This is a genomic window from Pseudomonas sp. c313, from assembly GCF_055407145.1.
Genome location: NZ_JBUZRD010000003.1, coordinates 312,319 through 338,840, shown reverse-complemented (window position 1 = coordinate 338,840; position 26,522 = coordinate 312,319). Strand labels below are relative to the sequence as shown.

Here is a 26,522-nt window from a genome sequence, read left to right as displayed (position 1 = left end):
TTCCCGCGTTATCGTTGGCGTTTTTCGCGAGCAAGCTCGCTCCTACAGAGGCAGTGGGGGATTACCGCGTCGGCGTTCCATCAGACAACCCGCGCATCCCAAAGCCAACTTGGCTAAAATGCCAGCTTTTCCCCCTTCGTCGCCGGAACAGCCGTGAGCAAAGAACCCGATCGTCTATTCGCCCAGCCCTTGCCCCAAGTGCCGGACTTCGCCTTCAACGAAGACGTGGTGCGGGTGTTCCCGGACATGATCAAGCGTTCGGTGCCCGGTTACCCGACCATTGTCGAGAACCTTGGCGTGCTGGCAGCGCAGTTCGCCCAGCCGGGTAGCGTGCTCTACGACCTGGGTTCGTCCCTCGGCGCGGTGACCCAGGCGCTGCGCCGTCACGTGCGCACCGACGGTTGCCGGGTGATCGCTGTGGATAACTCAGCCGCGATGGTCGAACGGTGCCGGGAATACCTCAACGGCCAGGACTCGATGTTCCAGGAACTGCTGCCGGTGGAGGTGATCGAGGGCGATATCCTCGCGCTACAATTCCAGCCGGCCTCGGTGGTGGCGCTGAACTTCACCCTGCAATTTATCGCTCCCGAAGAACGCCTGGCATTGCTCGGGCGGATTCGTCAGTCATTGCTGCCCGGTGGTGCGCTGATCCTCTCGGAAAAGCTGCGTTTCAACGACCTTGAAGAGCACGCACTGCTGACCGACCTGCACATCGCCTTCAAACGCGCCAACGGCTACAGCGAACTGGAAATCGCCCAGAAACGCAGCGCCATCGAAAACATCATGAAGCCCGACAGCCTCGAAGAACACCGCGAACGTCTGCTGGCGGCCGGGTTCTCGAAAGTCGTGCCGTGGTTCCAGTGTCTTAACTTTGCCTCGTTGATTGCCCTGCCATGATTGATCTGTCTCCCCTCGCCCGCCACCTGGTCGGCACTCCCCTGGCTGTATGGGCCCAAGGCCTGCAAGCGCAACTCGATAGCAAGATGGAAAAGGGTCATGGCGACCTGGAACGCTGGCAAGGTGCGCTGGACGCGTTGCCGAAGATCATGCCCAGCGAAATCGACCTGCTGAACGGCCTGACCCTAGACACTGATTGCGACGACGAAACCCGCGTACAAATGCATACCGCGTTGATGGGCCTATGCCCTTGGCGCAAAGGGCCTTTCGACCTGTTTGGCGTGCATGTCGACACCGAATGGCGCTCGGACTGGAAGTGGTCGCGAGTGGCCCCGCACCTGGACCTCAAGGGCAAGCGCATCCTCGATGTCGGTTGCGGCAACGGCTATTACATGTGGCGCATGCTGGGTGCTGGCGCCGACAGCGTGATTGGCGTCGACCCGAACTGGCTGTTCTTCTGCCAGTTCCAGGCGGTGCAGCGTTACCTGTGCGCGCCGAATGCCTGGCACTTGCCGTTTCCCTTCGAAGACCTGCCGCCGAACATGGAAGGCTTCGACACAGTATTTTCCATGGGCGTGTTTTACCACCGCCGTTCACCCATCGAGCATTTGCTGGCGCTCAAGGATTGCCTGGTCAAGGGCGGCGAGTTGGTGCTGGAAACCCTGGTGATTGAAGGCGATCAGCAGCAAGTGTTGGTGCCGGAAGACCGTTATGCGCAGATGCGCAATGTGTGGTTCCTGCCGTCGGTGCCGGCGCTGATGCTGTGGCTGCGCCGTGCCGGCTTCAGTGATGTGCGCTGTGTGGATGTGAGCGTGACCACAGTCGAGGAACAACGTGGCACGCAGTGGATGAAGTTTCAGTCCCTGAGCGACTTCCTCGACCCCGAAGATCACAGCAAGACCATCGAAGGGCTGCCAGCGCCAATGCGCGCAGTTATCGTCGCCAAAAAATAACACCTGCTGCTGTTGTGGCGAGGGTAGGTTGCTCCCTCGTCGCAGGTTCGCGTCAGCTTTTGGCTCTTCGCGCCTTGAAGAACTCGCTCAACACCGTCCCGCATTCCTCGGCCAGCACCCCGCCTTCAAACAGCACCCGATGATTGAGAAAACCCTGGGTAAAGAACTGCCCCTGGCTTTGCACAATCCCGGCTTTTGGCTCCAGCGCACCGTAGACCACCCGGGCAATGCGCGAATGGACGATCAAGCCGGCGCACATGCTGCACGGTTCCAGCGTCACGTAGAGGGTGCTGCCCGGCAGGCGGTAATTGCTCGCTGCCTGGGCCGCCGCGCGGATGGCGACCATCTCGGCATGCGCGCTGGGGTCGTTGCCGCTGATAGGGCAGTTGAAGCCTCGGCCAATGATTTCACCGTCCTGCACCAACACCGCGCCCACTGGCACTTCGCCGAGAGCCGCGCCTTCGGCGGCGAGGGTCAGCGCTTCGCGCATGAAGTCCTGGTCGCGGCTACGATCAATAATCGCCATTGGGCGAATCTGGCGCATCACGCCACCTCAATGGCGGCCATCAGGCCGGTTTCCATGTGGTCGATCACATGGCAGTGGAACATCCACACACCAGGGTTATCCGCCACCAGGGCCACGCGGGCGCGTTCGTTCTTGCCCAGCAGGTAGGTGTCGGTGAAGTACGGGATGACCTTGTGCCGGTTCGAGGCGATGACCTTGAAGCTCATGCCGTGCAAGTGGATCGGGTGTTGGTATTGGGTCATATTCTTCAATTCGAAAATGTAGCTCTTGCCCTTTTCAAGCTTGGCAATCGGGCGGTCGGCGCAGGTCTTGTCGGTGATATCCCAGGCCTGCCCGTTGATCTGCCACAGGCTTGGCGGTTTATTGTCGACATTCACCGACACTGAACCCACCCATTCGAAATTGAAGTTGAGTTTCTCGGCATTGGCCAGGTCCGGCTCGGCAATCGGGTTGGCCGGCAGCGCGGGCGGCCACTCGGTGGGCGCGTCAGTGTTGACCACCGAACGGAACGTGCCAAGGCGCACCGGGCCGTTACGGATCGACAACTCTTCTCCAGCCGCCGGTGCCTTGATTGCCAGACAAATGCGCATACCCGGCCCCAGCCAGTATTCCTTGCCCAAGGGCCGGGGCTCGATGGGGTTGCCGTCCAGCGCATAGATCTGCGCTTCAACACCGGGGATGTTGAGGCGATAGGTCAGGGTATTGTCGAGGTTGAGCAGCCGCACACGGGTGATCTGCCCGGCCGGGAGGTCGATCACTGCCTGGGATACACCATTGATGGTCGACAAGCGCCCGGCGGTGCCACCCCGGGCTGCTTCACGGGGAATGCTGAAGGCGACAAAGGCGCCCTCTTCGTCCACGTGCCAGCTTTTCAGGCTCAGGGTGCATTCGTGTTTGAAACCGGTGGGCTCGCGCTCTTCGATGATCAACGGGCCCACCAGGCCACGGCCCAGCTCTTCGCTGCTGTTCACATGGGGGTGATACCAGTAGCTGCCGGCGTCGGGCACGCGAAATTGATAGTCGAAATACTCGCCCGGCAACACCGGCAGTTGCGAGACGTAGGGCACGCCATCCATTTCCAGCGGCAGGCGAATGCCGTGCCAGTGGATGGTGGTAGCAACCGGCAGGTGGTTGATAAAACGCACCCGCAGCCATTCGCCCTGACGCACCCGCAACTCGGTGCCCGGCGCCGATGGGCCAAAGGCCCAGGCTTCAGTCTTGTGCCCGGGTACCAATTCCACATCCAGGGGTGCTGCGATCAGCTCGTAATCGTGACCCGCCTCGGCGTCTGCCATTTTCCCCAGCCAGTAGCGGTAGGCGCCACCGGCACCGACGCCAACCACTGCACAACCTGCAAGACCACCGAGGATTTGTCGACGGGAAAAGGATAGGGACACAACAACCTCACGTATCTACCGCGGGTCCGAGACCCGCAAAAGGCAAATACGATACACCCGCAAATGCGAAACAGTAAGGGCGCGGGTTGCCGCAGTGGTGTTTTCAGGCCTTGGCAGCAGCCAGAATCAGGGCTTTCATCTCAGCGACCGCGCCTTTGAAACCGACGAACAGCGCGTGGGCCACCAGGGCATGGCCGATGTTCAGCTCGTTGATGCCCTTGATCGCAGCCACCGCTTCGACGTTGTGGTAGTGCAGGCCATGGCCAGCGTTAACGATCAGACCCTGGGCCAGACCACAGGCCACGCCGTCGACGATGCGCTGCAACTCATCTGCGACTTCGGTCGGTGTAGTGGCGTCGGCGTAACGGCCCGTGTGCAGCTCAATGGCCGGGGCGCCGACACGTTTGGAGGCTTCGATCTGCCGCTCATCAGCGTCGATGAACAACGAGACTTCACAACCGATCGTCGCCAGGCGCTCAACCGCCGCCTTGATCCGTGCTTCCTGGCCGGCAACGTCCAGGCCGCCTTCGGTGGTCAATTCCTGACGGGTTTCCGGGACCAGGCAGATATGCGCCGGACGGATACGCTCAGCGAACACCATCATTGCTTCGGTGACGCCCATTTCGAAGTTCATGCGGGTTTGCAGCACGTCCTTGAGCAGCAGCACGTCGCGCTCCTGGATGTGCCGGCGGTCTTCGCGCAGGTGCACGGTGATGCCGTCGGCGCCCGCTTCCTCGGCATCCAGCGCGGCCTTGACCGGATCAGGATAACGGGTGCCCCGGGCCTGGCGCAGGGTGGCTACGTGGTCGATGTTCACGCCGAGAAGAATGCGATTGCTGGTGGTCACGAAAAGCGCTCCTGAAGAGGGAAGGAATCGCTGCACAGCATACACGGGGATGTCAGGGCTTTCGAAACAACTCGCGACTGACCAGCGGCCGACCACCCAAGTGCACGGCCAGGGCCTGGCGCATCAGACGCTTGGCGGCAGACAGGGCGCCGGGAGCGGTCCAGTCGGCCTCGGCCATGGCCAGCAGCTCAGTGCCCTGAAAAAGGCCGGGTTGCAGCAGGTAGACCCGCTCCAGACCCGCGTCCACCTGCAAGCGGTACATACCATCGGCGGCGATGGGGTCGCCGTGCAGGTCCTGGCTCAGTTCGAAACCGTAGCCCAAGTCGTCCAGCAGGCGCCACTCGAAAGCCCGCAACAACGGCTCCAGGGGGCGGCCTTCGGCCAGGGCCAATAAGGTGGCGGCGTAGTGATCGAAAACGGCGGGGTGCGGGTCTTCAGCGGGCAGTAGGCGAATCAGCAGTTCGTTGAGGTAGAGGCCGCTGAACAGCGCTTCGCCATTGAGCCAGTTGGAAGCCCCGGCGCTTTCCATGCGGCCGACGTTTTTCAGCTCGCCGCGTCCGCGAAACTCCACCTCCAGGGCCACGAATGGTCGCGCCAGCGTCCCCGCCTTGCCCCGCGCACTGCGCAACACCGCCCGCAGGCGACCTTGTGGCGTGAGGAAGTCCACCAAGGCGCTGCTTTCACGGTAGGCACGGCTGTGCAAGACGTAAGCGGGCTGGCCGGTGGGTGGGGATTGAGACATGGGGGCTCGCTGAGGGAACACGGTCTTCAAAGCGATGGGCATCACTGTAGAAGCGAGCTTGCCGCGAAGAACCTGAGAACGACGCGCCTATTCAGAAAGAACGCGTCATCATTAACGTTTTTCGCGAGCAAGCTCGCTCCACAGGGGGAAGCAGCGTATTACAGGTCGCCATAACCCAGGGAGCGCAATGCCCGCTCATCATCGGACCAACCACCCTTAACCTTGACCCACAGGTTGAGCATGATCTTGGAATCAAACAGCAATTCCATGTCCTTGCGCGCTTCGGTGCCAATGCGCTTGATGCGCTCGCCCTTGTCGCCAATGATGATTTTCTTCTGGCCGTCACGTTCGACGAGGATCAGCGCGTGGATATGCAGGGTCTTGCCCTGCTGCTTGAACTCTTCGATTTCCACGGTGATCTGGTACGGCAGCTCAGCGCCCATCTGGCGCATGATTTTCTCGCGCACAAGTTCTGCAGCGAGGAAACGGCTGCTGCGGTCGGTGATCTGGTCTTCCGGGAAGAAGTGCTCGTTCTCCGGCAGGTATCCAGCAATCACCCGCTCCAGGGCTTCGAGGTTGTGCCCATGCTGGGCCGAGATCGGCATGATCTGGGCGTTCGGCAGTTGTTCCTGCAGCCAGCTCAGGTGCGGCATCAGCTCGGCCTTGTCTTCGATGCGGTCGGTCTTGTTCAACGCGACGATCAAGGGGCCGGTAACGTACTGCACGCGCTCAAGGACCATCTGGTCTTCGTCGGTCCACTTGGTGCGGTCGACCACGAAGATCACCACGTCGACGTCTTTCAACGCCGCCGAAGCGGTCTTGTTCATGTAGCGGTTTAGGGCTTTCTCGCCGCCTTTGTGCATGCCAGGGGTATCAACATAGACCGCCTGGATGTTGCCTTCGGTCTTGATTCCCAGCATGTTGTGGCGGGTGGTCTGGGGCTTGCGCGAAGTGATCGCCAGCTTTTGCCCGAGGATGTGGTTCAGCAACGTGGACTTGCCCACGTTGGGGCGGCCGACGATGGCAACATAGCCACAGCGAGTTGCGGTTGAATCAGTCATGGCCATTCTCCACGCCCAGGGCTATCAGTGCTGCGGCGGCCGCTACCTGTTCGGCAATACGACGACTCACACCCTGACCTCGGCTTTTTTCATTCAGTAAGGTGATTTCACATTCGACGAAGAAAACTCGGCAATGAGGCTCACCCTGGATATCCACCACTTCGTAACGTGGCAGCTCACACCCGCGCGACTGCAGGAACTCTTGCAGGCGGGTCTTGGGATCTTTGTTGGTGTCCACCAGCGTCAGGCTGTCGAACTCCGAGGTCAGCCAGGCCAGTACCCGCTCGCGGGCCATGTCCATGCCGGCATCGAGGTAGATCGCCCCGATCAGCGCTTCAAGGGCGTCGGCCAGAATCGACTCGCGACGGAAACCGCCGCTTTTCAACTCGCCGGAGCCCAGGCGCAGGTATTCGCCCAGGTCGAAACCCCGGGCCAGCACGGCCAGGGTTTCCCCTTTCACCAGGCGCGCGCGCAGGCGCGACAGCTGGCCTTCGCGGGCCAGAGGGAAGCGAACAAACAGGGCTTCACCGGCAACAAAGTTAAGGATGGCATCACCGAGGAATTCCAGGCGCTCGTTGTTACGCCCGGCAAAACTGCGGTGTGTCAGGGCAAGGACCATCAATTCCTGGTCCTTGAAGGTGTAACCGAGCTGACGCTCGAGACTGCTTAAAGAAACGCTCACGGTTTACCCACATTCAGTTCGTGGCCGAACTTCACCACTTGAAGGGCGAGGCACCGGCGGCCATCGACGATTAACGCTGTGTTCAAATTTACATCCTGGCTATTGTTGTGTGCAGCACCGCGTAGGTGCTGCACGGGACCGGACGATTTGTCCAAGGCCCAGAAAAGCATTCGGCGCTGTGTTCACAGCGCCGCATGGATTACTTGATCAGCCCCACCCGCGAGAAGTTCGGCAGGTGGCTGAGCTTGGGTTCCGGCCAACTCATCCAGACCGCAAAGGCCTTGCCGACGATATTCTGGTCGGGGACCATGCCCAGTAGCTCCTTGGGAATGTTCGGATCGTCCCAGTAGCGGCTGTCATTGGAGTTGTCACGGTTGTCGCCCATCATGAAATAATGCCCAGCAGGCACTGTCCATTGATTGTCGGGCGGGGAACGGTAGCGGCTCATTTCCTTGCGGATCTCGTGCTCTACCGCTCCGAGTTTTTCCTGGTACAGCTCGGCGCTGCCCAAGGTGTTCGGTTCGGAACCGATCAGTTTTTCCGCCACCGACTCGCCGTTGACGAACAGGCGCTTGTCGCTGGTGTAGCGAATCACGTCACCCGGCAGGCCCACCACACGCTTGATGTAGTTGACGTTCGGGTCGCTTGGGTAGCGGAACACCATCACATCGCCGCGTTGCGGATCACCGATCTCGATCACTTTCTTGTCGAGCACCGGCAAGCGAATCCCGTAGGAAAACTTGTTCACCAGGATGAAGTCACCCACATCCAGGGTCGGCTTCATCGATCCCGAAGGAATCTGAAACGGCTCCACCAGAAACGAACGCAACACCAGCACGATGAACAACACCGGGAAGAACGACTTGCCGTATTCAACCAGCAGCGGCTCTTTGTTGAGTTTCTCGATGACCACGCCATCGGGCTGGCTGACGCTGCCCTGATAGGACGCGATAGCCGCCCGCCGACGCGGGGCGAAGAAAAGCAGATCGAGCAACGCCAATAGCCCGCAAACGGCAACGGCGATGACCAGCAACAGCGGGAAATTTAGTGACATAGGACCTAACTATCCAACCTGAGCACCGCAAGGAAGGCTTCTTGTGGAATTTCCACGTTGCCCACTTGCTTCATGCGTTTTTTACCGGCCTTTTGCTTTTCAAGCAGCTTGCGCTTGCGGCTGACGTCGCCGCCATAGCATTTGGCCAGTACGTTTTTTCTGAGAGCTTTGACGGAGGTCCGTGCAATGATCTGCCCGCCAATGGCGGCCTGGATCGCGACATCGAACATCTGGCGCGGAATCAGTTCTTTCATCTTCTCGGTCAACTGGCGACCTTTGTAGTGCGCGTTTTCCTTGTGCACGATCAGCGCCAGGGCATCGACCTTGTCACCATTGATCAGCACGTCCAGCTTCACCAGATTAGCTGACTGATAACGATCAAAATGGTAATCCAGCGAAGCATAGCCGCGACTGGTGGATTTGAGACGGTCGAAGAAGTCCAGGACCACTTCGTTCATCGGCAAATCGTAGGTCACTTGCACCTGGGTACCGAGGAACAGCATGTCGTGCTGCACGCCACGCTTTTCGATACACAGGGTAATGACGTTGCCCAGGTGTTCCTGCGGCACAAGAATATTGGCCCGCACGATCGGCTCGCGCATGTCTTCGATGGCAGACAGATCCGGAAGCTTGGACGGGTTATCGACGTAAATCGTTTCACCGGTTTTGAGCAACAGCTCAAAAATAACCGTTGGCGCCGTGGTAATCAGGTCCAGGTCGTACTCGCGCTCCAGGCGCTCCTGGATGATTTCCATGTGCAGCATGCCGAGGAAGCCGCAACGGAAGCCGAAGCCCAGGGCATCGGAGCTTTCCGGGGTGTACTGCAACGACGAGTCGTTGAGGGTCAGCTTTTGCAGCGCTTCGCGAAAGTCTTCGAAGTCGTCGGAGCTGACCGGAAACAGGCCGGCGTAGACCTGCGGCTGGATGCGCTTGAAACCCGGTAGCACGTCGACATCAGGGGTAGAGCTCAAGGTCAGGGTGTCGCCGACCGGCGCACCGTGGATGTCCTTGATGCCGGCGATGATGAAGCCTACTTCACCGGCTTTCAGATCAACGGTCGCGGTGTGTTTCGGGTTGAATACACCAACGCTGTCCACCAGGTGGATCTTGCCGGTGGATTTGACCAGGATCTTGTCGCCCTTCTTCACACGGCCGTGGCGCACGCGTACCAGGGAAACAACGCCCAGGTAGTTGTCGAACCAGGAGTCGATGATCAACGCTTGCAGCGGATCTTCGTAGTTACCGGTAGGAGCGGGAATGGTGTGAACCAGGCGTTCGAGCACTTCGTCGACGCCCTGGCCGGTCTTGGCGCTGCACTCGACGGCATCGGTGGCATCGATGCCAATGATCTTCTCGATTTCTTCTTTCACGCGGTCTGGATCGGCCTGCGGCAGGTCGATCTTGTTCAGCACCGGCATGACTTCCAGGCCTTGCTCGATGGCGGTGTAGCAGTTGGCCACGGACTGGGCTTCCACGCCCTGCCCCGCGTCTACAACCAGCAACGCGCCTTCACAGGCCGCCAGCGACCGGCTGACTTCGTAGGTGAAGTCAACGTGGCCTGGGGTGTCAATGAAGTTCAGTTGGTACTTGATGCCATCGCGGGCGGTGTAATACAGAGTAACGCTGTGGGCCTTGATGGTGATCCCGCGCTCGCGTTCGAGGTCCATGGAGTCCAGTACCTGGGCTTCCATTTCACGCTCGGCAAGGCCGCCGCACATCTGGATGAATCGATCGGCCAGCGTCGACTTGCCATGGTCAATGTGGGCGATGATGGAGAAATTGCGGATATGACTCAAATCACTCACGGATCAACACTCAAAAAGGCTGCAGGCAGACTGCCCGCTGAAAAATAGCCGGGAATTGTACCTGATGCCCGGGCGTGACGTCACCAACAGTGACCAAGAACAAAAATGCCCCGATCTCGCAATCGGGGCATTTTTTGTTCATAAGCGCAGGATCAACCGGCTCGACGTAACAGCCAGAACCCGGCCAGGGCGCAGATAGTGGTCGGCACCAGCACCGCGAATAACGGTGAGAAACCGAAAACCAGGCTCGACGGCCCCAGCAAATCCTGGGCGATACGGAAGGTAAAGCCCACCAGTACGCCTGTAAATACACGCTGACCGAGGGTTACCGAACGCAGCGGGCCGAAGATAAAGGAGATCGCCATCAGCACCAGGGCGGCCGTCACTACCGGTTGCAATACCTTGACCCAGAACGCCAGCCAGTAGCGGCCGTTGTTCAGGCCCTGATCCTTGAGGTAGTGGATATAGCCCCACAAACCGGTGATCGGCAGGCTTTCCGGGATCATGATCACGGTATTGAGCAGTTGCGGGCTCAAGGCGATGTCCCAACGCTCTGTCGGCACATTGATCACTTCAGTGCTGGCCTGGGTGCCCATGCCAACATTACGGAAGTAAGTGGTGGTCACGTCGGTCAACTGCCAGTGATCCTGGCCGAACTGTGCGCGTTTGGCAAAGCTGGACGACAACATGTGCCGTTCTTTATCAAAGTGATAACGGGTGACGCCAATCAGCAAGCCGCCAGGCTGTACGGCGTTGATGTGGATAAATTCATCACCTTGGCGGTGCCAGAGGCCGTGCCTGGAGCTCTGGGCATCACCCGAGCCCTGGGCCAGGGCGCGATTGGCCTGGCCCAGCGCTTCAGCAGGTGGCGCCACATACTCACCGACCAGAACGCTGGCCAGCACCAGCACCAGCATCGGCTTCATGACAGCCCAGACGATGCGACCGATGGAAACACCCGCCGCGCGCATGATGGTCAGCTCGCTGTTGCTGGCCAGGCTACCGAGGCCGATCAGGCAACCGATCAGCGCGGCCATCGGCATCATGTCGTAGAGACGACGAGGCGCCGTCAGCGCCACATAACTCAGCACGTCAGTCACGGTGTAGGTGTCGCTGACACTGCCAACTTCGTCGATAAAGGCAAACAACGACGCCAGGCCCAGAATAATCCCCAGTACCGCAAGGATTGCGATCAGTACGCTGCTACCTATGTAGCGGTCGAGCTTAACCACGAGCCATCTCCTTCATGCTGCGACGACTCGCCATCTTCAAGCGCAACGGTTCCCAATAAAGCAGCAACAGCCCAATCGCCAGGAAGATTCCGTGAACCCACCACAAACCCAGGGTCGGCGACAGCTTGCCTTTCTCCAGGGAGCCACGGGCGGAAATCAGGATCGTCAGGTAAGCCATGTACAGCAGGATCGCCGGCAACAGCTTGAGGAAGCGCCCTTGTCGCGGATTGACGCGCGACAGCGGCACGGCCATCAGGGTCACGATAAACACCAGTAGCGGCAACGACAGGCGCCATTGCAGCTCGGCGTTGGCCCGCAGCTCCTTGTTGCCGATCAGGTCGAGGGTCGGGATGGCGTCGCGGTCGGTGACTTCGCTGCTGATATCCGGCTTGGCCAGCATCACGCCGTAGGTGTCGTACTTGATGGCGCGATAACTCGCCTGACCTGGGTTACCGTCGTAGCGATAGCCGTTTTCCAGAATCAAGTAACGGCTGCCGTCCGGGCGCACTTCCTGGCGGCCCGAATCAGCTACCAGCACAGAAATACCACGGTCTTTCTTGTCCTGGCTCAGGCGCTTCTCGGAAATGAATACGCCACCCAGATTCGCGCGATCGTCGCTCAACGTCTCGGTATAGGTCACCCGAGTACCATCGTTGAGCGCCTGGAAGCGACCCGGCACCAAGGTGTCGAACTCAGTCATGGCGTCCTGTTTATTGAGCAGCAACTGGAACTGCATGGCGCCCTGGGGGGCCAGGCTCAGGCTCAGCCAGGCCACCACCAAAGCGACGCCGGTGGCCGGGACCATGGTCATTGCCAGCAGGCGCTGTTGGCTCATGCCGGTGGCCGAGAGCACGGTCATCTCGCTTTCCAGATACAGCCGGCCATAGGCCAGCAAAATCCCGAGAAACAGGCCCAACGGCAAAATCAGTTGCAGGAAACCCGGCAAGCGAAAGCCCATGATCAGGAACAGCGAGCCCGGGTCAAGGGCGCCCGAGGCAGCCTGGGCCAGGTATTTAACGAAGCGACCACTCATGATGATGACCAGCAATACCGCGCTTACGGCACTCAGGGTCAACATGACTTCGCGGGACAGATAACGGAAGACGATCAAACCAGACACTCCAGGGTTGTCAGGCTAAGGCGGCCAAACAAGCACGCATAACGAGTCGACCCATTGACACGGGTCGGCTAAAAAGATGACGCATTATCATGGGATTGTCCGCGCCTGTCACTGCACATGCTCAAGCAGGCGCACAAAGCTGCCGGCAAGGGTTGTCAGGCGAAGACCACGGGGTTCAAACTGCGGCCTTTGTCGCAGGCGGTCTACAGGCCGCCAAGCTTATAAGCCGGAGTACAGACTCCAGGCTCACTGACCTTTATAAGGGACCCGAAAATGGAACTGGTTGTAAAAAGCGTTAGCCCCGAAACGTTGAAAACCGCCACCCTCGTGGTCGCCATCGGCGAAGGCCGCAAGCTTGGCGCTGCCGGCAAACAACTGGACGAACTGAGCGGTGGCGCCATCAGTGCCGTGCTCAAGCGCGGCGACCTAGCCGGCAAGGTCGGCCAGAGTCTGCTGCTGCAGAGCCTGCCTAACCTCAAAGCCGACCGCGTATTGCTGGTAGGCGTGGGCAAGGATGCCGAACTGGGCGACCGGCCGTTCCGCAAGATCATCAGCACCGTCCTCAATACCCTCAAGGGTCTGGGCGGCAGCGACGCAGCACTGGCACTGGACGAAATCGTGGTCAAGGGCCGCGACAGCTACGGCAAGACCCGTCTGCTGGCAGAAACCCTGCTGGACGGCGAATACGTCTTCGATCAGTTCAAGAGCCAGAAAACCGAACCCCGCGCCCTGAAGAAAGTCACCCTGCTGACCATCAAGGCCGCCCAGGCGGAAGTTGAACGCGCCGTGACCCACGCCCAGGCCATCGCCGGCGGCATGGCGTTTACCCGTGACCTGGGCAACCTGCCACCGAACATCTGCCACCCAACCTTCCTCGGTGAACAAGCCAAAGCGCTGGGAAAGGAATTCAAGGGCCTGAAAGTCGAAGTCCTGGATGAGAAGAAGATCAAGGAACTGGGCATGGGCTCGTTCTACGCCGTGGGCCAGGGCAGCGACCAGCCGCCACGCCTGATCGTGATGCAATACAACGGCGGCAAGAAATCCGAGAAACCGTACGCCCTGGTGGGTAAAGGCATCACCTTCGACACCGGTGGCATCAGCCTCAAGCCTGGCTTGGGCATGGACGAGATGAAGTACGACATGGGCGGCGCCGCCAGTGTCTTCGGTACCCTGCGCGCCGTGCTGGAACTCAAGCTGCCGATCAACCTGGTGTGCATCCTGGCCTGCGCCGAGAACATGCCAAGCGGCGGCGCAGCGCGTCCGGGCGACATCGTCACCACCTTGAGCGGCCAGACCGTGGAAATCCTCAACACCGACGCCGAAGGCCGCCTGGTGCTGTGCGACGCCCTGACCTACGCCGAACGCTTCAAGCCGCAAGCGGTGATCGACATCGCCACCCTGACCGGTGCGTGCATCGTTGCCCTGGGTTCCCACACTTCGGGCCTGCTGGGCAATAACGACGAATTGATCGAGCAACTGCTCAGCGCCGGCAAGCAAGCCGACGACCGCGCCTGGCAGTTGCCGCTGTTCGATGAGTACCAGGAACAGCTGGACAGCCCGTTCGCCGACATCGCCAACATCGGCGGCCCGAAAGCCGGCACCATCACTGCAGCCTGCTTCCTGTCGCGCTTTGCCAAGAACTTCAACTGGGCCCACCTGGACATCGCTGGCACGGCCTGGACAAGCGGCGGCAAGGACAAGGGCGCCACTGGCCGTCCGGTACCCCTGCTGACCCAATACCTGCTGGATCGCGCCAAGGCCTAAACCCTGTGGAGCGAGTTCGCTCCTACAATTCCCGGGTCGGCTCCAGATAGCCGGCCAGGGTTCAGGAACCGCAATGACCCAAGTCGACTTCTATATCCTGCCCAGCGCCGATCCTTCGGCACGCCTGGACTTTGCCTGCAAACTCACCGAAAAAGCCTGGCGCATGGGCCACCGCATTTACCTGCATTGCAGCGATGCCGCCCAGCGTGATGACCTTGACGCCCGCCTGTGGCGCTTCAAGGGCGAAAGCTTCGTGCCTCATGGGCCCGCCGAATCAGAGCCCAATGACCTGGTAGTACTTGGCTTGGGAGATAGCTGCGGCGATCATCATGACCTGCTGGTCAACCTGGACCTGAAAGTACCGGCCTTCGCCAAGGGTTTCGCCCGCGTGGCAGAAGTGGTGGTGGAAGACCCAGCTATTCGTCAGGCCGCGCGGGAGAGTTTCCGTTTCTACCGCGAACAGGGCTATTCTCTGCAAGATCACCGGTTACAGCGACTCTGAGCACACGATGGACACTCCAAACCCGCTAAAAACGTCTGACCATCTGCTGGATGACCTTGAGTCGATCCGCCAGTTGCTCGGTGAAGACAATCTGCAGCCGCCGCTTTTGACTGATGCCGTCACTGGCGACGTACAAATCCCCCTACTGTTCGATATGGTCGGTAGCAAGCCTGTCGCGCCAGAGCCTGTCGAAATGCCTGCTGTACAAGCGGCGCCAGAACCTGCTGCCGAAAAAGCGCCCGACGCCCTTCTGCTGCACCTGGACAACGAACTGCGCGCCGCAGCGCAGTTGATCATGCAGGACGTGATCGACGACTTCGCCCCGCATATCGAAACCGAGATCAAGCGTCGGATGGATGCGCGGATGGAGCGGTTGCTCAGCCAATACCGATCCTAAGCCACACAAAGCCCCCTGTGGGAGGGAGCAAGCCCCCTCCCACATTTGATTGCATACACCTTAAGCCCTGTCTTCGCCTCGCCCTGCGCCCTATCCCCCGTTATACTTGCCGGCTTTCCTGAATAAATGCCAACTAGGGTCCCGCCGCGCATGGATAAGACCTACCAGCCGCACGCTATTGAAACTTCCTGGTACAAGACCTGGGAGTCCGAGAACTATTTCGCTCCGCAAGGCGCGGGCGATGCCTACACCATCATGATTCCGCCACCGAACGTCACTGGCAGCCTGCACATGGGCCATGGCTTCAACAATGCGATCATGGATGCGTTGATCCGTTTCCGCCGTATGCAGGGGCGCAACACCCTGTGGCAACCGGGCACCGACCACGCCGGCATCGCCACCCAGATGCTGGTGGAACGCCAACTGGAAGCCACCGGCCAGAGCCGTCACGACCTGGGCCGCGAAAAATTCCTGGAAAAAATCTGGGAATGGAAAGATCAATCCGGCGGCAACATCAGCCGTCAGATTCGTCGCCTGGGTTCGTCCGTCGACTGGAGCCGCGAGCGCTTCACCATGGACGACGGCCTGTCGGAATCTGTGAAAGAAGCCTTCGTGCGCCTGCATGAAGACGGCCTGATTTACCGCGGCAAGCGCCTGGTCAACTGGGACACCAAGCTGCACACGGCGATTTCCGACCTTGAAGTGGAAAACCACGACGAGAAAGGTTTCCTGTGGAACCTCAAGTATCCGCTGGCCGACGGCGCCAAGACTGCCGAAGGCAACGACTACCTGATCGTCGCTACCACTCGTCCGGAAACCATGCTCGGCGACGCCGCCGTGGCCGTGAACCCGCAAGACGAACGCTATAAAGCACTGATCGGCAAGTTCATCGACCTGCCTTTGGTTGGCCGTCGCATCCCGATCATTGCTGACGACTACTGCGACCCGGAATTCGGCACCGGCTGCGTGAAAATCACCCCGGCCCACGATTTCAACGACTATGAAGTCGGCAAGCGCCACAACCTGCCGCTGCTGAACATCTTCGACAAAAACGCCGCCGTACTACCGGCCTGTCAAGTGTTCAACCTCGACGGCAAACTGAACGAAAGCATCGACGGCAAGATCCCTGCCCAATACGCCGGCCTCGACCGTTTTGAAGCGCGCAAGCAGATCGTTGCAGCGTTCGACGCAGCGGGCCTGCTGGTCAGCGTCGACGACCACGGCCTGAAAGTGCCGAAAGGCGACCGCTCCGGCACCATCATCGAGCCTTGGCTGACCGACCAGTGGTATGTCTCCACCAAGCCTCTGGCTGAACCCGCGATTGCGGCAGTGGAAGACGGCCGTATTGTGTTCGTGCCTAAACAGTACGAAAACATGTACTTCTCGTGGATGCGTGACATCCAGGATTGGTGCATCAGCCGCCAGCTGTGGTGGGGCCACCGCATTCCGGCCTGGTACGACGAGTCGGGCAAGGTCTACGTCGGCCGCGACGAAGCCGAAGTGCGGGCCAAGCACAACCTCGGCCCGAACGTGGCGCTGCAACAGGACAACGACGTACTGGACACCTGGTTCAGTGCAGGCTTGTGGACCTTCTCCACCCTGGGCTGGCCGCAGCAGACCGAGTTCCTGAAGAAATTCCACTCCACCGACGTGCTGGTTACCGGCTTCGACATCATTTTCTTCTGGGTCGCCCGGATGATCATGCTCACCATGCACCTGGTGAAGAACGAAGACGGCACGCCGCAAGTACCGTTCAAGACCGTGTACGTCCATGGCCTGGTACGCGACGGCCAGGGCCAGAAGATGTCCAAGTCCAAGGGCAACGTCCTTGACCCACTGGACATCATCGACGGCATCGAGCTGGAAACCCTGGTGCAAAAACGCACCTCGGGCCTGATGCAGCCAAAACTGGCGAAAAAGATCGAGAAGCAGACCCGCGACGAGTTCGCCGACGGCATTGCCAGCTACGGCACCGACGCTCTGCGCTTTACCTTCTGCTCGCTGGCGTCCACCGGTCGCGACATCAAGTTCGATATGGGCCGCGTCGAAGGCTATCGCAACTTCTGCAACAAGATATGGAACGCCGCCCGCTACGTACTGGATAAAGGCGAAGACTGCGGACAGAACGGCGAAGAAGTCGAGCTGTCCCTGGCGGATCGCTGGATCATCTCCCAGCTGCAGCGCACCGAAGCCGAAGTGACCCGCCAACTCGACCAGTTCCGCTTCGACCTGGCCGCCCAGGCCTTGTACGAGTTTATCTGGAACCAGTATTGCGACTGGTACCTGGAGCTGTCCAAACCAGTGCTGTGGGACGAGAACGCGCCAATCGAACGTCAGCGTGGCACCCGTCGTACCCTGGTGCGCGTGCTGGAAGTGGCACTGCGCCTGGCCCATCCGTTCATGCCGTTCATCACCGAAGAGATCTGGCAGCGCCTGGCGCCGCTGGCTGGCATCGAAGGCAAGACCATCATGCTGCAACCTTGGCCGGTGGCCAACGAAGCGCGCATTGATCAGGCGGCTGAAGACGATATCGAATGGCTCAAGGCGCTGATGCTCGGCACCCGCAACATTCGCGCCGAGATGAACATTGGTCCTGGCAAGCCGCTGACCTTGTTCCTGAAGAACGTCAGTGCCGAAGATCAGCGTCGTCTCACCGAGAACGATGCACTGCTCAAGAAACTGGCCAAGCTGGAATCGATCACCGTATTGGCGGCTGGCGTCGAAGCACCACTGTCGGCTACCGCACTGGTAGGCGAGATGGAAGTGCTGGTGCCCATGGCCGGTCTGATCGACAAAGCGGCTGAGCTGGCGCGCCTGGACAAGGAAATCCTGCGTCTGCAAGGCGAAGTGCAGCGGGTTGGCGGCAAGCTGTCCAATGCTGCATTCGTTGACAAGGCTCCGGCTGAAGTCATCGACAAGGAACGCGCCAAGCTGGCCGAAGCCGAACAGGCGTTGGGCAAGTTGGCGGAACAACATGCGCGAATTTCCAGCCTGTAAGGTGGAGCCCGTGTAAAAAAGAGACCTTCGGGTCTCTTTTTTTTGGCCAGGCAGAACACCGATATTTCCTGTTGAAAACCCGATCAATGTGGGAGCTGGCTCCCACATTTGACCGAAATCGACTCTGGAATGTGTGACAATACCCGCCACTCTTGAAACAAACCCAGAATCGACGCAGCCATGACCGCCCCCAGCACACCCAAAGCACCGCGCAAGAAGCCTAAACCCGCAACCCCGGCCAAGGCCGTCGTTCCACGGGAAAAGGCCAGCCTGCACCCGCGTAACCGCCACCAGGGCCGTTACGACTTCCCGGCGCTGATCAAGACCACGCCAGAACTGGCCAAGTTCGTGATCCTCAACCCCTACGGCAAGGAAAGCATCGACTTCGCCAGCCCGGATGCGGTGCGGGTGTTCAACCGGGCGCTGCTCAAGTCCTTCTATGGCGTCAATCACTGGGATATCCCGGCTGATTACCTGTGCCCACCGGTTCCTGGGCGTGCCGACTACGTACACTTCCTGGCCGACCTACTGGCTAGCGTCAACGAAGGTGTGATCCCCCGTGGCGCGCCGGTCAAGGTGCTGGACATCGGCATGGGCGCCAACTGTGTCTACCCGTTGATCGGCTATAGCGATTACCGCTGGCACTTCCTCGGTTCGGAAGTCGACCCGACAGCCGTGGCCGCGGCCAAGGCCATTGTGCAGTCCAACGGGCTGAACAAGTCCATCCAGCTGCGCCTGCAAAGCAACCCCAAGCACATCCTGCTGGGCCTGCTGGAGCCGGGCGAACGCTTTGACCTAACCATGTGCAACCCGCCGTTCCATGCCTCCATGGATGAAGCGACCAAAGGCAGCGAGCGCAAATGGCGCGCCCTGGGCCGGGCCGACCCGAAACGCAAACTGCCTGTGCTCAATTTCGGTGGCCAATCGGCCGAATTGTGGTGTGAAGGCGGCGAAGCACGGTTTGTCACGCAGTTGATCGCCGAGAGCGCGAATTTCCAGCAAAAGGTGTTGTGGTTCAGCACCCTGGTATCAAAAGCGTCCAACCTGCCAGCAATCCAGACCGCGCTGAAAAAGGCGGGCGTATTGGAAAGCCAGGTGGTGGAAATGTCTCAGGGGCAGAAACAGAGCCGCTTCGTTGCCTGGACCTTCCAGACCAAATCCGAGCAGCAGACCTGGCGTCAGCGCTGGGCCCGTAAAGACTAAACCCAAGGAGCGAGGGCACCGCGGTTCTCCGGAGTGCCCACGTTATCTTGGCGTTTTTCGCGAGCAAGAACTAGGCGCCCCCTCGCTCCTACCGTTAAAACAAAATCGCAGGCAACAAAAAACCGTGCCCAGATCGCTCCGGAGCACGGTTTTTTTTGCTGCGTCTTACTTGTTGATCGAGTCGGTCAGGCCTTTGGCCACAACCAGCTTGATAACTTTCTTAGCAGCGATTTCGATGGCAGCGCCAGTCGAAGGGTTACGGCCAGTACGGGCAGGACGCTCGGTCACTTTCAATTTGCCAACGCCTGGCAGAGTGATTTCGCCGCCGTTTTCCAGCTGGTCAGCAACGATCTGGCTCAGTTGGTCCAGAAGTGCGCGCACGGTAGTTTTCGGTGCGTCTACAGCTTCAGCCAGATCAGCGATCAGTTGGTCTTTAGTAATAGCCATTGTGGTGTTCCTTCCCTATCAAATTCATTTGGATTGCAGAGTGCAGTGTCAGCCATCGAGCCCGACCGTAAGGCCTGGCACCCGAGGCTATAACCACGAAGATCGGGGTTATAGATGCCTGAAACGGGGTTTGGTTCGACCTGACAAATGCTGAATGCACGCTTAACGCCGAGACATCGCGTAAGACGGGGCAAAACTAGCACAGAGACGGGGAAATATCCGCCTCTACCTACCCATTTGGTCAGCTTTATCGCTCTAAATCGTGAAAAAAACACATCTGGGTCGTCGGATGACTCCCGAAGTACCCTTCGGACACCGCCGCGACCAGCGGGTGCGGTACACTGGCGACTTTTTCCGGGAGGCCAACCACTCCCACTCAACCAGCCGAGAAGCCTATGCCGATCCGTCATTGCATCGTCCACCTGATCGACAAAAAACCCGACGGCACCCCTGCTATTCTCCATGCCCGCGACTCCGAGCTTGCCGAGTCGGCCGCCATCGAGAACATGCTTGCCGACCTCAACGAGAGCTATAACGCCAAACAAGGCAAGGCCTGGGGTTTTTTCCATGCCGAGTCGGGCGCGCACCCGTTCAGCGGCTGGTTGAAGGAATATTTCGACGGTGGCCTGGATTTCACTGCGTTCAGCCGGGTGGCGGTCGAGCATCTGCAAAAGCTGATGGAAGAGTCCAACCTCTCCGTCGGCGGCCATGTGCTGTTTGCCCACTATCAACAAGGCATGACCGACTACCTGGCCATCGCCCTGCTGCACCATAGTGAAGGCGTGGCGGTGACCGATGAGCTGGACGTGACGCCCTCGCGCCACCTGGACCTGGGCCAACTGCACCTCGCTGCACGGATCAACGTGTCCGAGTGGCAGAACAACAAGCAGTCCAAGCAATACATCTCCTTTATCAAGGGCAAGAACGGCAAAAAGGTCTCGGAGTACTTCCGCGACTTTATCGGCTGCCAGGAAGGTATCGACGGCCCGGGCGAGACCCGCACCCTGCTCAAGGCCTTCAGCGACTTCGTTGAAAGCGAAGACCTGCCGGACGAATCCGCCCGCGAGAAAACCAAGACCTTGGTGAATTACGCCAGCAGCCAGGCCAAACTTGGTGAGCCCATGGGCCTGGAAGAACTGTCGGGGCTGATTGACGAAGACCGGCCAAAAGCCTTCTACGATCACATCCGCAACAAGGATTACGGCTTGTCGCCGGAAATCCCGGCCGACAAACGCACCCTTAACCAGTTCCGTCGCTTCACCGGGCGCGCGGAAGGCCTGTCCATCAGCTTTGAAGCGCACCTGCTGGGCGACAAGATCGAATACGACGAAGCCGCTGGCACCCTGATCATCAAGGGCCTGCCGACCCAGTTGACTGACCAGCTCAAGCGCCGTAACTGATGCTGGGCGGGGTTCTGAAGAAAGTCCTGCTGGTGTTGCTGGTGGTGGTGGTTTTCCAGAACTGGGGCAAGATCGAGCGGGTATTCAACCCATCGCAGGTAGTGTCAGAGCAGGTCAGGGCCAACACCAAGGTGGTGCTGTACTCCACCGACTGGTGCGGCTACTGCAAGCAGACGCAACGTTTTCTCGATCAGAAGGGCATTCCCTATAAGGTCGTCGATATCGAAAAGGACGCCCAGGCGCGCAAGGCCTATGAGGCCTTGGGCGGTGGCGGGATTCCGTTTGTGGACGTGAACGGCACGCTGATTCGCGATTACAACCCGGATGCGATCATGGCGGCGCTCAAATAACCAGAGCCGATCACTTGTGGTGAGAGGGCTTGTCCCCTCACCACAAAAGCTCATTCACCTCAGATTTGGAAGCCTACATTAGACCGCTTGCCTACTGAGCCTGAATGCGAAACCCGAATCGTGGAAAGTGCACATGCACCGTGCCGCCACGCTCATCGGTACGGCGCAGGATCAACGCCTCGCGACCGGCGAACACCAACTCACCCGCCACAGGGTCGACGCCATAGTCGGTCGCAGCGATGGTTACCTGCTGGCCAGCCTTGAAGCCATTCGGCTCTTCGAACAGCTCATCCGGCAAGGCTGCAGGCGTGGCGTTTCGTGCCACCTCCAGGGCTTGCTCGGCGCTCATTTCAGTCGCAGAACCATGGCCAAACCCCATGACCCGCGCATGCCAGGTAGATACGGCGGGATAAACGTCGACCAGAGGCGATGTCACGGGCGTCGCTTTGAGAAACCACAACGGATGCGCCATGGCGAAGTCGGCAATCGACGGTTTGCCAAACAGGAAATCCCCTTGCTCACGCTGCAACTGTTGCTCCAGGCGCGCCATGATAACTGGCCATTGATGGCGCGCCTGCTCGGCAGGCACACGGACGGCCGCGCCACCGGAGAACAACGCGGTCCGGTCGGCGACAAACGCCTTGACCGCTTCCGGCGGTAACTTGGCAAAGCGCACCGCCACCGATTCAGGTTGGAACACCAGGCTGACGGCATGGGCGAACACCACCGAATCAACCCAGGCGGCAAAGGTCTGGGTAATCATCTCCTGGCCTTCAGGAAAGAGCGCCGGGGTGGCTTTTGCCTGTTCCAGGCGTTGGGCAATCATCGCGGTATCGCAGTAAATATCGGCCCCAACCTGCAACACCGGGGTTTTGCGGTAGCCACCGGTCAGGGCGGTCAGATCGGGCTTGGGCATCACTGGCGAGATATGCACCGAATGCCAGGAAAGGCCTTTGAAGCCCAGCATCAGACGAGTTTTTTCCGCGAATGGGGATGCCGGGTAATGGTGAAGAATCAACTCAGACATGCTGGAATCCGCTAAACGAGTGGACTTGCAGCTTAGCGTGTGAAGACCAGACAGCCTACCCATCTGCTTGATGGGAACTTATCAGTCAAATTGATAAGCCACTGGCCGCCAGGCATTCCTTGGCGCTTTTTTTCAGCTTTTTGATCAGCCGCTCCTGACGCAGGGCTTCGCTTTTGCTGGAGCAAGCTTCGGTGTAGACCAGCGCCACCGCCGGGCTGGAGAGGAAAAATCGTGCGCCCTTGCCGCTCTGGTGCGAGGCAAAGCGGCGCAGCGGATCATTGCTGATCCCGCAATACAGCGAGCCATTGGCTGCGCGCACCAAGTAGACGAACCACGTTTTGGGCGCTGCTGGCTCAACTTCAGCACAGGTAGAAGGACTATTCACAGACTGTTCTGGCAAACGAAAAGAGCGCCAATCTTATCAACGACTGGCCTGGAACGCCTTCAACCCTTTCAACGCCTGGGCACGCACCGCATTGCGTACCAGCGGCGTCCAACCCAACAGCAGTCCCTTGGTACCGAGAGCCTGGCGGGACCAGCGCCACAGGTCGAAGTGATCGTGGTGTTCGCAGATCTTGCCATCGCGAAAGACAAAGCGCGCCTGGATGTCGTTAACCACTGTATTACCGGTCTGGCTGAACAGATACGTCGCCACCCAATGGGCGCTACCGGTGATTTCATCACTGTGTACCCCGTCGAAGGTCAGGGAAAAATCCTTGGCCCGTGTGGTCAGCATGCGCCACATATCCCCTGCATCTCGCCCGCACAACTCGCCAAATGCCGGGTCGCTGAACACCACATCATCGGTGTAGCAAGCGCTCATGGCCTCAGCATCCAACCGCTGGAAGGCGCTGTAGAACTCAGTGATCAGGGCGTTATGGGCGTCGCTCATGGGCAGGCTCCGAAAGGGTGGTGGCTACGTAAGATAGTGCGCAAGCACCTGGAACACTATCGGCATTTATGGCGGGAATGCCACGGGTAAGGCCATAAGGCACCATGCCGCAACTTCGAGCATAGGCGCCACTGGAAGTGGTCTATCTGTAGGTTCAGAGCTTCTCGCTGGTGACTTGCACATACAACGCACGCCCGGCGCCGAGGCCCGCAATGATCGCGCCGAGACCGATCACCGCGAAAATCCAGCCCACGGCCGCCCAGCTGCCGGTCCAGTCATGCACCAGGCCGACCGCGAAGGGGCCGAGGGACGCCAGGGTGTAGCCAAAGCCCTGGGCCATGCTCGACAAATTGGCCGCCACGTGGGAGTCCCGCGAGCGCAGCACGATCAAGGTCAGCGCCAGGCTGAACGTACCACCCTGCCCCAGGCCCAGCAGAATCGCCCAGCCCCACAAACCGTCCAGCGGTGCATACAGGCAACCGAACAGGCCGCCAAGGGTCAGCAGCATCACCACCACGATAGCCAGGCGCTGGTCCTTGCCGCGCGTAGCCAACCAAGGCGCCGCCAGAGAGCTGGCCAGTTGCACGAGCACCGAACCTGAAAGCACCAGGCCTGCCTGGGTCGCCGTCAAGCCGCGACCGATCAGGATCGACGGCAACCAGCCAAATACGATGTAGGCCAGGGACGATTGCAGCCCCATGTACAACGTCACCTGCCAGGCCAGCGGGTCACGCAGCAAACCGCGCACGCGATAGGCCACGTGGTGGGCGCCGTGTTTCTGGCCAACCTGGGGCAGCCAGAACAGTGCAGCCACCAACGCCAGAAGAATCCAGAAACCCAGGCCGATGGCCCAGCTATCACCAAAATACTGGCTCAACGGCACAGTGGCACCGGCCGCCAGCGCCGCCCCCAGGCACAGGGCCATGGTGTAGACGCCAGTCATGGTGCCCGCCTGCTTGGCGAAGTCACGCTTGACGATACCGGGCAACAGCACGCCGATGATGCCGATGCTGGCGCCGGCCAGCAGGCTGCCAGCAAACAATCCGACTTCGCCGAAGGAACTGCGCAGGATGATGCCGCAAGCCAGGGTCAGCAAAATCCCCAACACCACTCGCTCGGCACCAAAACGCCGGGCGAGGATTGGCGCCAGCGGCGCGAACAGCCCCAGACACAACACTGGCAGGGTGGTCAGCAGACCCGCCTTGGCTGCCGACAGGCCGAGGCTGCCGGACACTTCGCTGAGCAAGGGCGACATGCTCGACAACGCCGGACGCAGGTTCAGCGCCACCAGAATCAAGCCCAGCAGCAACAACCAGGGGCGACTCACCAGCGGATGACTGTGCTGAACCTCGTCATCATCGGCTTCGGCATCGATCAGCAGCTCTTCCAGCTCGGCCTTGCGCGGGGCATTTTCAGGCCGGAGCTTTTCTGTACGGCGCTTTTCTGTACTGAACATGATGTTCTCGGGTTCAAGGTTCATTGATCAACTGCCGGCAAAGGGCCTTGGCACGTTCCGGGTCCTGTTGCTCCACCGCATCGAGCAGCTCGGCATGCAAGTCGAACACCGCCTGGCGGCGAGGCTTGATATTGAGGGTTTGGCGCAACTGGGCGCCGACAATGCTGGAGAAGTACTGGTACAGCTCGCTCAAGGCGGGGTTGTGGGCGGCGTCCACCAGGCGTTTGTGGAACACCAGATCGCAGCTGATGTAGTGCTCCAGATCGCCGTGGTAATGCTCGCCGCTGGCGCTTAACGCCAGGCGCAGGGCGTGTAGGTCTTCATCAGTACGGCGCAGCGCAGCCAGGCCTATGGCTTCGACTTCGAGAATCTGCCGCGTCTCCTGGGCCTGGGCCAGGGAGCAGTGGGACAAGGCTTTCATCGCCCCCAGCGGGTCGGTCATTGAGCGCAGGTAACTGCCATCGCCCTGGCGAATCTCGATCAACCCGCAAAACGCCAGCACGCGCATGGCCTCGCGCACGGTATTGCGGCTGATGCCCAGTTCGGCGGACAGCTCAGGCTCGGTAGGCAGGCGCTCGCCGATCGCCCATTTGCCCTGATTGATACGCTGGCGCAGTTGCTCCAGGGCCTGATCAACCAGGGAGCGTTTTATCAGTGGAGCAATGTCTGTCATGGGATTCGCCCTTTCATCCAATCATAGGATGAATTTTCCTACATGGTAGTCAGACTTGCCTACAAGGGCAACGCACTAGGGTTGTTTGCGTGACAATGCCATGACGCGTTTCAAGGGTCGCTGCGAAACCATTAGCGTCAAAGGCATGGAGCGGCGTGTCGATGATCTTTCTGGCTGGGAATGCCAGAAGTGCGGGGAACCTTCAAATACACCGAGCACAAGGAACATGAAAACCTCACGATTTCCTGAGCCCCAAACAATAAACCCGGCACTAGGCCGGGCTTACTTTTAAGCATCATCCACAGATCAATGCAGAATCTGGCTCAAGAACAACTTGGTTCGATCATTCTGCGGATTATCGAAGAAGTCATTCGGCGCCGCCTGTTCAACGATCTCACCCTTGTCCATGAAGATCACCCGGTTCGCCACAGTACGGGCAAAGCCCATTTCGTGGGTTACGCAGAGCATGGTCATGCCGTCTTCAGCCAGGCCGATCATGGTGTCCAGCACCTCTTTCACCATTTCCGGATCGAGTGCCGACGTCGGCTCATCGAACAGCATGATTTTCGGCTTCATGCACAGCGCCCGGGCAATCGCCACGCGCTGTTGCTGGCCGCCGGACAGTTGCCCCGGAAACTTGTGGGCCTGCTCCGGAATGCGCACGCGCTCCAGGTAATGCATGGCAATTTCTTCAGCCTTGCGCTTGGGCATCTTGCGCACCCACATCGGCGCCAGCGTACAGTTTTGCAGGATGGTCAGGTGCGGGAACAGGTTGAAGTGCTGGAACACCATGCCGACTTCACGGCGGACCGTTTCGATCTGCTTGAGGTCGTTGGTCAGCTCCACGCCATCGACCACGATGCGGCCTTGCTGGTGTTCTTCCAGGCGGTTAAGGCAGCGGATGGTGGTGGACTTGCCGGAACCCGACGGGCCACACAGCACGATACGCTCGCCCTGCTTGACGTTGAGGTTGATGTCTTTCAACACATGGAACTGGCCGTACCACTTGTTGACGCCCTGCATCTGGATAATGCCTTCAGGGCTTGCAGGCTGTTTGATCGCTTCGCTCATCACTTAATTCCTAAATTAGGTACAGCC

26 protein-coding genes and 1 pseudogene are annotated in these 26,522 nt (G+C 59.7%); 10 read left to right on the top strand and 17 right to left on the bottom strand.

Going from position 1 to position 26,522, the window contains the following annotated elements:
* Positions 1–153: 153 nt before the first annotated feature.
* Together cmoA and cmoB are read left to right on the top strand one after the other, a co-directional pair.
* Positions 154–897 carry a carboxy-S-adenosyl-L-methionine synthase CmoA gene (cmoA, locus tag ACZRKZ_RS11060; RefSeq protein WP_149410998.1) on the top strand — a complete coding sequence of 248 codons (744 nt, stop codon included), beginning with the start codon at positions 154–156 and terminating at the stop codon, positions 895–897.
* On the top strand, positions 894–1,850 hold the full coding sequence (cmoB, locus tag ACZRKZ_RS11055; protein ID WP_463981608.1) for a tRNA 5-methoxyuridine(34)/uridine 5-oxyacetic acid(34) synthase CmoB: 957 nt from the start codon (positions 894–896) through the stop codon (positions 1,848–1,850). Before cmoA ends, cmoB begins: the two co-directional genes overlap by 4 nt.
* 52 nt (positions 1,851–1,902) lie before the next feature.
* On the opposite strand, the gene tadA is transcribed toward cmoB, so the two are convergent.
* The 10 genes from tadA to lptF form a co-directional block, all read right to left on the bottom strand.
* Positions 1,903–2,394: a tRNA adenosine(34) deaminase TadA gene (gene tadA / locus ACZRKZ_RS11050; protein WP_463981607.1), complete on the bottom strand. Its 492-nt coding sequence runs from the start codon at positions 2,392–2,394 to the stop codon at positions 1,903–1,905.
* Complete coding sequence (locus ACZRKZ_RS11045; RefSeq protein WP_463981606.1) at positions 2,394–3,773, bottom strand: multicopper oxidase family protein; 1,380 nt, start codon at positions 3,771–3,773, stop codon at positions 2,394–2,396. Before ACZRKZ_RS11045 ends, tadA begins: the two co-directional genes overlap by 1 nt.
* Positions 3,774–3,876: 103 nt before the next feature.
* Entirely contained in the window at positions 3,877–4,620 is a 744-nt protein-coding gene (gene pdxJ / locus ACZRKZ_RS11040) for a pyridoxine 5'-phosphate synthase (RefSeq protein ID WP_149410994.1), read from the bottom strand.
* Positions 4,621–4,672: 52 nt separating this feature from the next.
* Positions 4,673–5,362 (bottom strand): DNA repair protein RecO, encoded by a 690-nt coding sequence (gene recO, locus ACZRKZ_RS11035; protein WP_463967087.1) that lies wholly within the window; start codon positions 5,360–5,362, stop codon positions 4,673–4,675.
* 158 nt (positions 5,363–5,520) lie between these two features.
* Positions 5,521–6,423, bottom strand: coding sequence for a GTPase Era (gene era / locus ACZRKZ_RS11030; protein WP_133099750.1), 903 nt, complete (start codon positions 6,421–6,423; stop codon positions 5,521–5,523).
* Positions 6,416–7,105, bottom strand: coding sequence for a ribonuclease III (rnc, locus tag ACZRKZ_RS11025; protein WP_149410992.1), 690 nt, complete (start codon positions 7,103–7,105; stop codon positions 6,416–6,418). Before rnc ends, era begins: the two co-directional genes overlap by 8 nt.
* Positions 7,106–7,304: 199 nt before the next feature.
* The gene (lepB, locus tag ACZRKZ_RS11020) at positions 7,305–8,159 is read right to left on the bottom strand and encodes a signal peptidase I (protein WP_463967089.1); all 855 of its coding nucleotides are present in this window, start codon (positions 8,157–8,159) and stop codon (positions 7,305–7,307) included.
* 5 nt (positions 8,160–8,164) lie between these two features.
* Positions 8,165–9,964, bottom strand: a complete 1,800-nt coding sequence (gene lepA, locus ACZRKZ_RS11015) for a translation elongation factor 4 (protein WP_350612441.1) — start codon at positions 9,962–9,964, stop codon at positions 8,165–8,167.
* 152 nt (positions 9,965–10,116) lie between these two features.
* Positions 10,117–11,196 (bottom strand): LPS export ABC transporter permease LptG, encoded by a 1,080-nt coding sequence (lptG, locus tag ACZRKZ_RS11010; RefSeq protein WP_149410989.1) that lies wholly within the window; start codon positions 11,194–11,196, stop codon positions 10,117–10,119.
* Positions 11,189–12,307, bottom strand: a complete 1,119-nt coding sequence (gene lptF / locus ACZRKZ_RS11005) for an LPS export ABC transporter permease LptF (protein WP_463967092.1) — start codon at positions 12,305–12,307, stop codon at positions 11,189–11,191. The genes lptG and lptF overlap by 8 nt, the downstream gene beginning before the upstream one ends.
* A gap of 282 nt (positions 12,308–12,589) precedes the next feature.
* Between lptF and ACZRKZ_RS11000 the strand changes: the two genes are divergently transcribed.
* The 5 genes from ACZRKZ_RS11000 to rlmF all read left to right on the top strand — a co-directional run bounded on the left by ACZRKZ_RS11000 (position 12,590) and on the right by rlmF (position 19,179).
* On the top strand, positions 12,590–14,080 hold the full coding sequence (locus ACZRKZ_RS11000) for a leucyl aminopeptidase (RefSeq protein WP_463981605.1): 1,491 nt from the start codon (positions 12,590–12,592) through the stop codon (positions 14,078–14,080).
* Positions 14,081–14,153: 73 nt separating this feature from the next.
* Complete coding sequence (locus tag ACZRKZ_RS10995) at positions 14,154–14,582, top strand: DNA polymerase III subunit chi (RefSeq protein WP_463981604.1); 429 nt, start codon at positions 14,154–14,156, stop codon at positions 14,580–14,582.
* A gap of 7 nt (positions 14,583–14,589) precedes the next feature.
* Positions 14,590–14,979: a DNA polymerase III subunit chi gene (locus ACZRKZ_RS10990; protein WP_463981603.1), complete on the top strand. Its 390-nt coding sequence runs from the start codon at positions 14,590–14,592 to the stop codon at positions 14,977–14,979.
* A gap of 150 nt (positions 14,980–15,129) precedes the next feature.
* Positions 15,130–17,976 carry a valine--tRNA ligase gene (locus tag ACZRKZ_RS10985; protein ID WP_463981602.1) on the top strand — a complete coding sequence of 949 codons (2,847 nt, stop codon included), beginning with the start codon at positions 15,130–15,132 and terminating at the stop codon, positions 17,974–17,976.
* Positions 17,977–18,156: 180 nt separating this feature from the next.
* Complete coding sequence (rlmF, locus tag ACZRKZ_RS10980; protein WP_463967097.1) at positions 18,157–19,179, top strand: 23S rRNA (adenine(1618)-N(6))-methyltransferase RlmF; 1,023 nt, start codon at positions 18,157–18,159, stop codon at positions 19,177–19,179.
* Between the two features lie 165 nt (positions 19,180–19,344).
* Here rlmF and ACZRKZ_RS10975 read toward each other — a convergent pair whose 3' ends face one another.
* Positions 19,345–19,626: an HU family DNA-binding protein gene (locus ACZRKZ_RS10975; RefSeq protein ID WP_133099761.1), complete on the bottom strand. Its 282-nt coding sequence runs from the start codon at positions 19,624–19,626 to the stop codon at positions 19,345–19,347.
* A gap of 395 nt (positions 19,627–20,021) precedes the next feature.
* Here ACZRKZ_RS10975 and yejK point away from each other — a divergent pair, with 395 nt between their 5' ends.
* Together yejK and ACZRKZ_RS10965 are read left to right on the top strand one after the other, a co-directional pair.
* Positions 20,022–21,026, top strand: a complete 1,005-nt coding sequence (gene yejK, locus ACZRKZ_RS10970) for a nucleoid-associated protein YejK (RefSeq protein ID WP_133099762.1) — start codon at positions 20,022–20,024, stop codon at positions 21,024–21,026.
* Entirely contained in the window at positions 21,026–21,376 is a 351-nt protein-coding gene (locus tag ACZRKZ_RS10965) for a glutaredoxin family protein (RefSeq protein WP_463981601.1), read from the top strand. The genes yejK and ACZRKZ_RS10965 overlap by 1 nt, the downstream gene beginning before the upstream one ends.
* Before the next feature lie 91 nt (positions 21,377–21,467).
* Here ACZRKZ_RS10965 and ACZRKZ_RS10960 read toward each other — a convergent pair whose 3' ends face one another.
* From ACZRKZ_RS10960 to ACZRKZ_RS10940, 5 genes are all read right to left on the bottom strand, one after another.
* On the bottom strand, positions 21,468–22,403 hold the full coding sequence (locus ACZRKZ_RS10960) for a glutathione S-transferase family protein (protein ID WP_463981600.1): 936 nt from the start codon (positions 22,401–22,403) through the stop codon (positions 21,468–21,470).
* Positions 22,404–22,488: 85 nt separating this feature from the next.
* Positions 22,489–22,788, bottom strand: a complete 300-nt coding sequence (locus ACZRKZ_RS10955; protein WP_133099765.1) for a GIY-YIG nuclease family protein — start codon at positions 22,786–22,788, stop codon at positions 22,489–22,491.
* Between the two features lie 36 nt (positions 22,789–22,824).
* Entirely contained in the window at positions 22,825–23,295 is a 471-nt protein-coding gene (locus ACZRKZ_RS10950; protein WP_463967100.1) for a nuclear transport factor 2 family protein, read from the bottom strand.
* Positions 23,296–23,449: 154 nt separating this feature from the next.
* A complete protein-coding gene (locus tag ACZRKZ_RS10945; protein ID WP_463981599.1) occupies positions 23,450–24,775 on the bottom strand; it encodes a CynX/NimT family MFS transporter in 1,326 nt (441 codons plus the stop codon).
* Positions 24,765–25,424, bottom strand: coding sequence for a FadR/GntR family transcriptional regulator (locus tag ACZRKZ_RS10940; protein ID WP_463981598.1), 660 nt, complete (start codon positions 25,422–25,424; stop codon positions 24,765–24,767). The genes ACZRKZ_RS10945 and ACZRKZ_RS10940 overlap by 11 nt, the downstream gene beginning before the upstream one ends.
* Positions 25,425–25,524: 100 nt before the next feature.
* Between ACZRKZ_RS10940 and ACZRKZ_RS10935 the strand changes: the two are divergent.
* Positions 25,525–25,623: pseudogene (locus ACZRKZ_RS10935) on the top strand (YgiT-type zinc finger protein); the annotation flags it as partial.
* Positions 25,624–25,730: 107 nt separating this feature from the next.
* On the opposite strand, the gene ACZRKZ_RS10930 reads toward ACZRKZ_RS10935, so the two are convergent.
* Positions 25,731–26,495 carry an amino acid ABC transporter ATP-binding protein gene (locus ACZRKZ_RS10930; protein ID WP_017340656.1) on the bottom strand — a complete coding sequence of 255 codons (765 nt, stop codon included), beginning with the start codon at positions 26,493–26,495 and terminating at the stop codon, positions 25,731–25,733.
* Positions 26,496–26,522 lie beyond the last annotated feature (27 nt).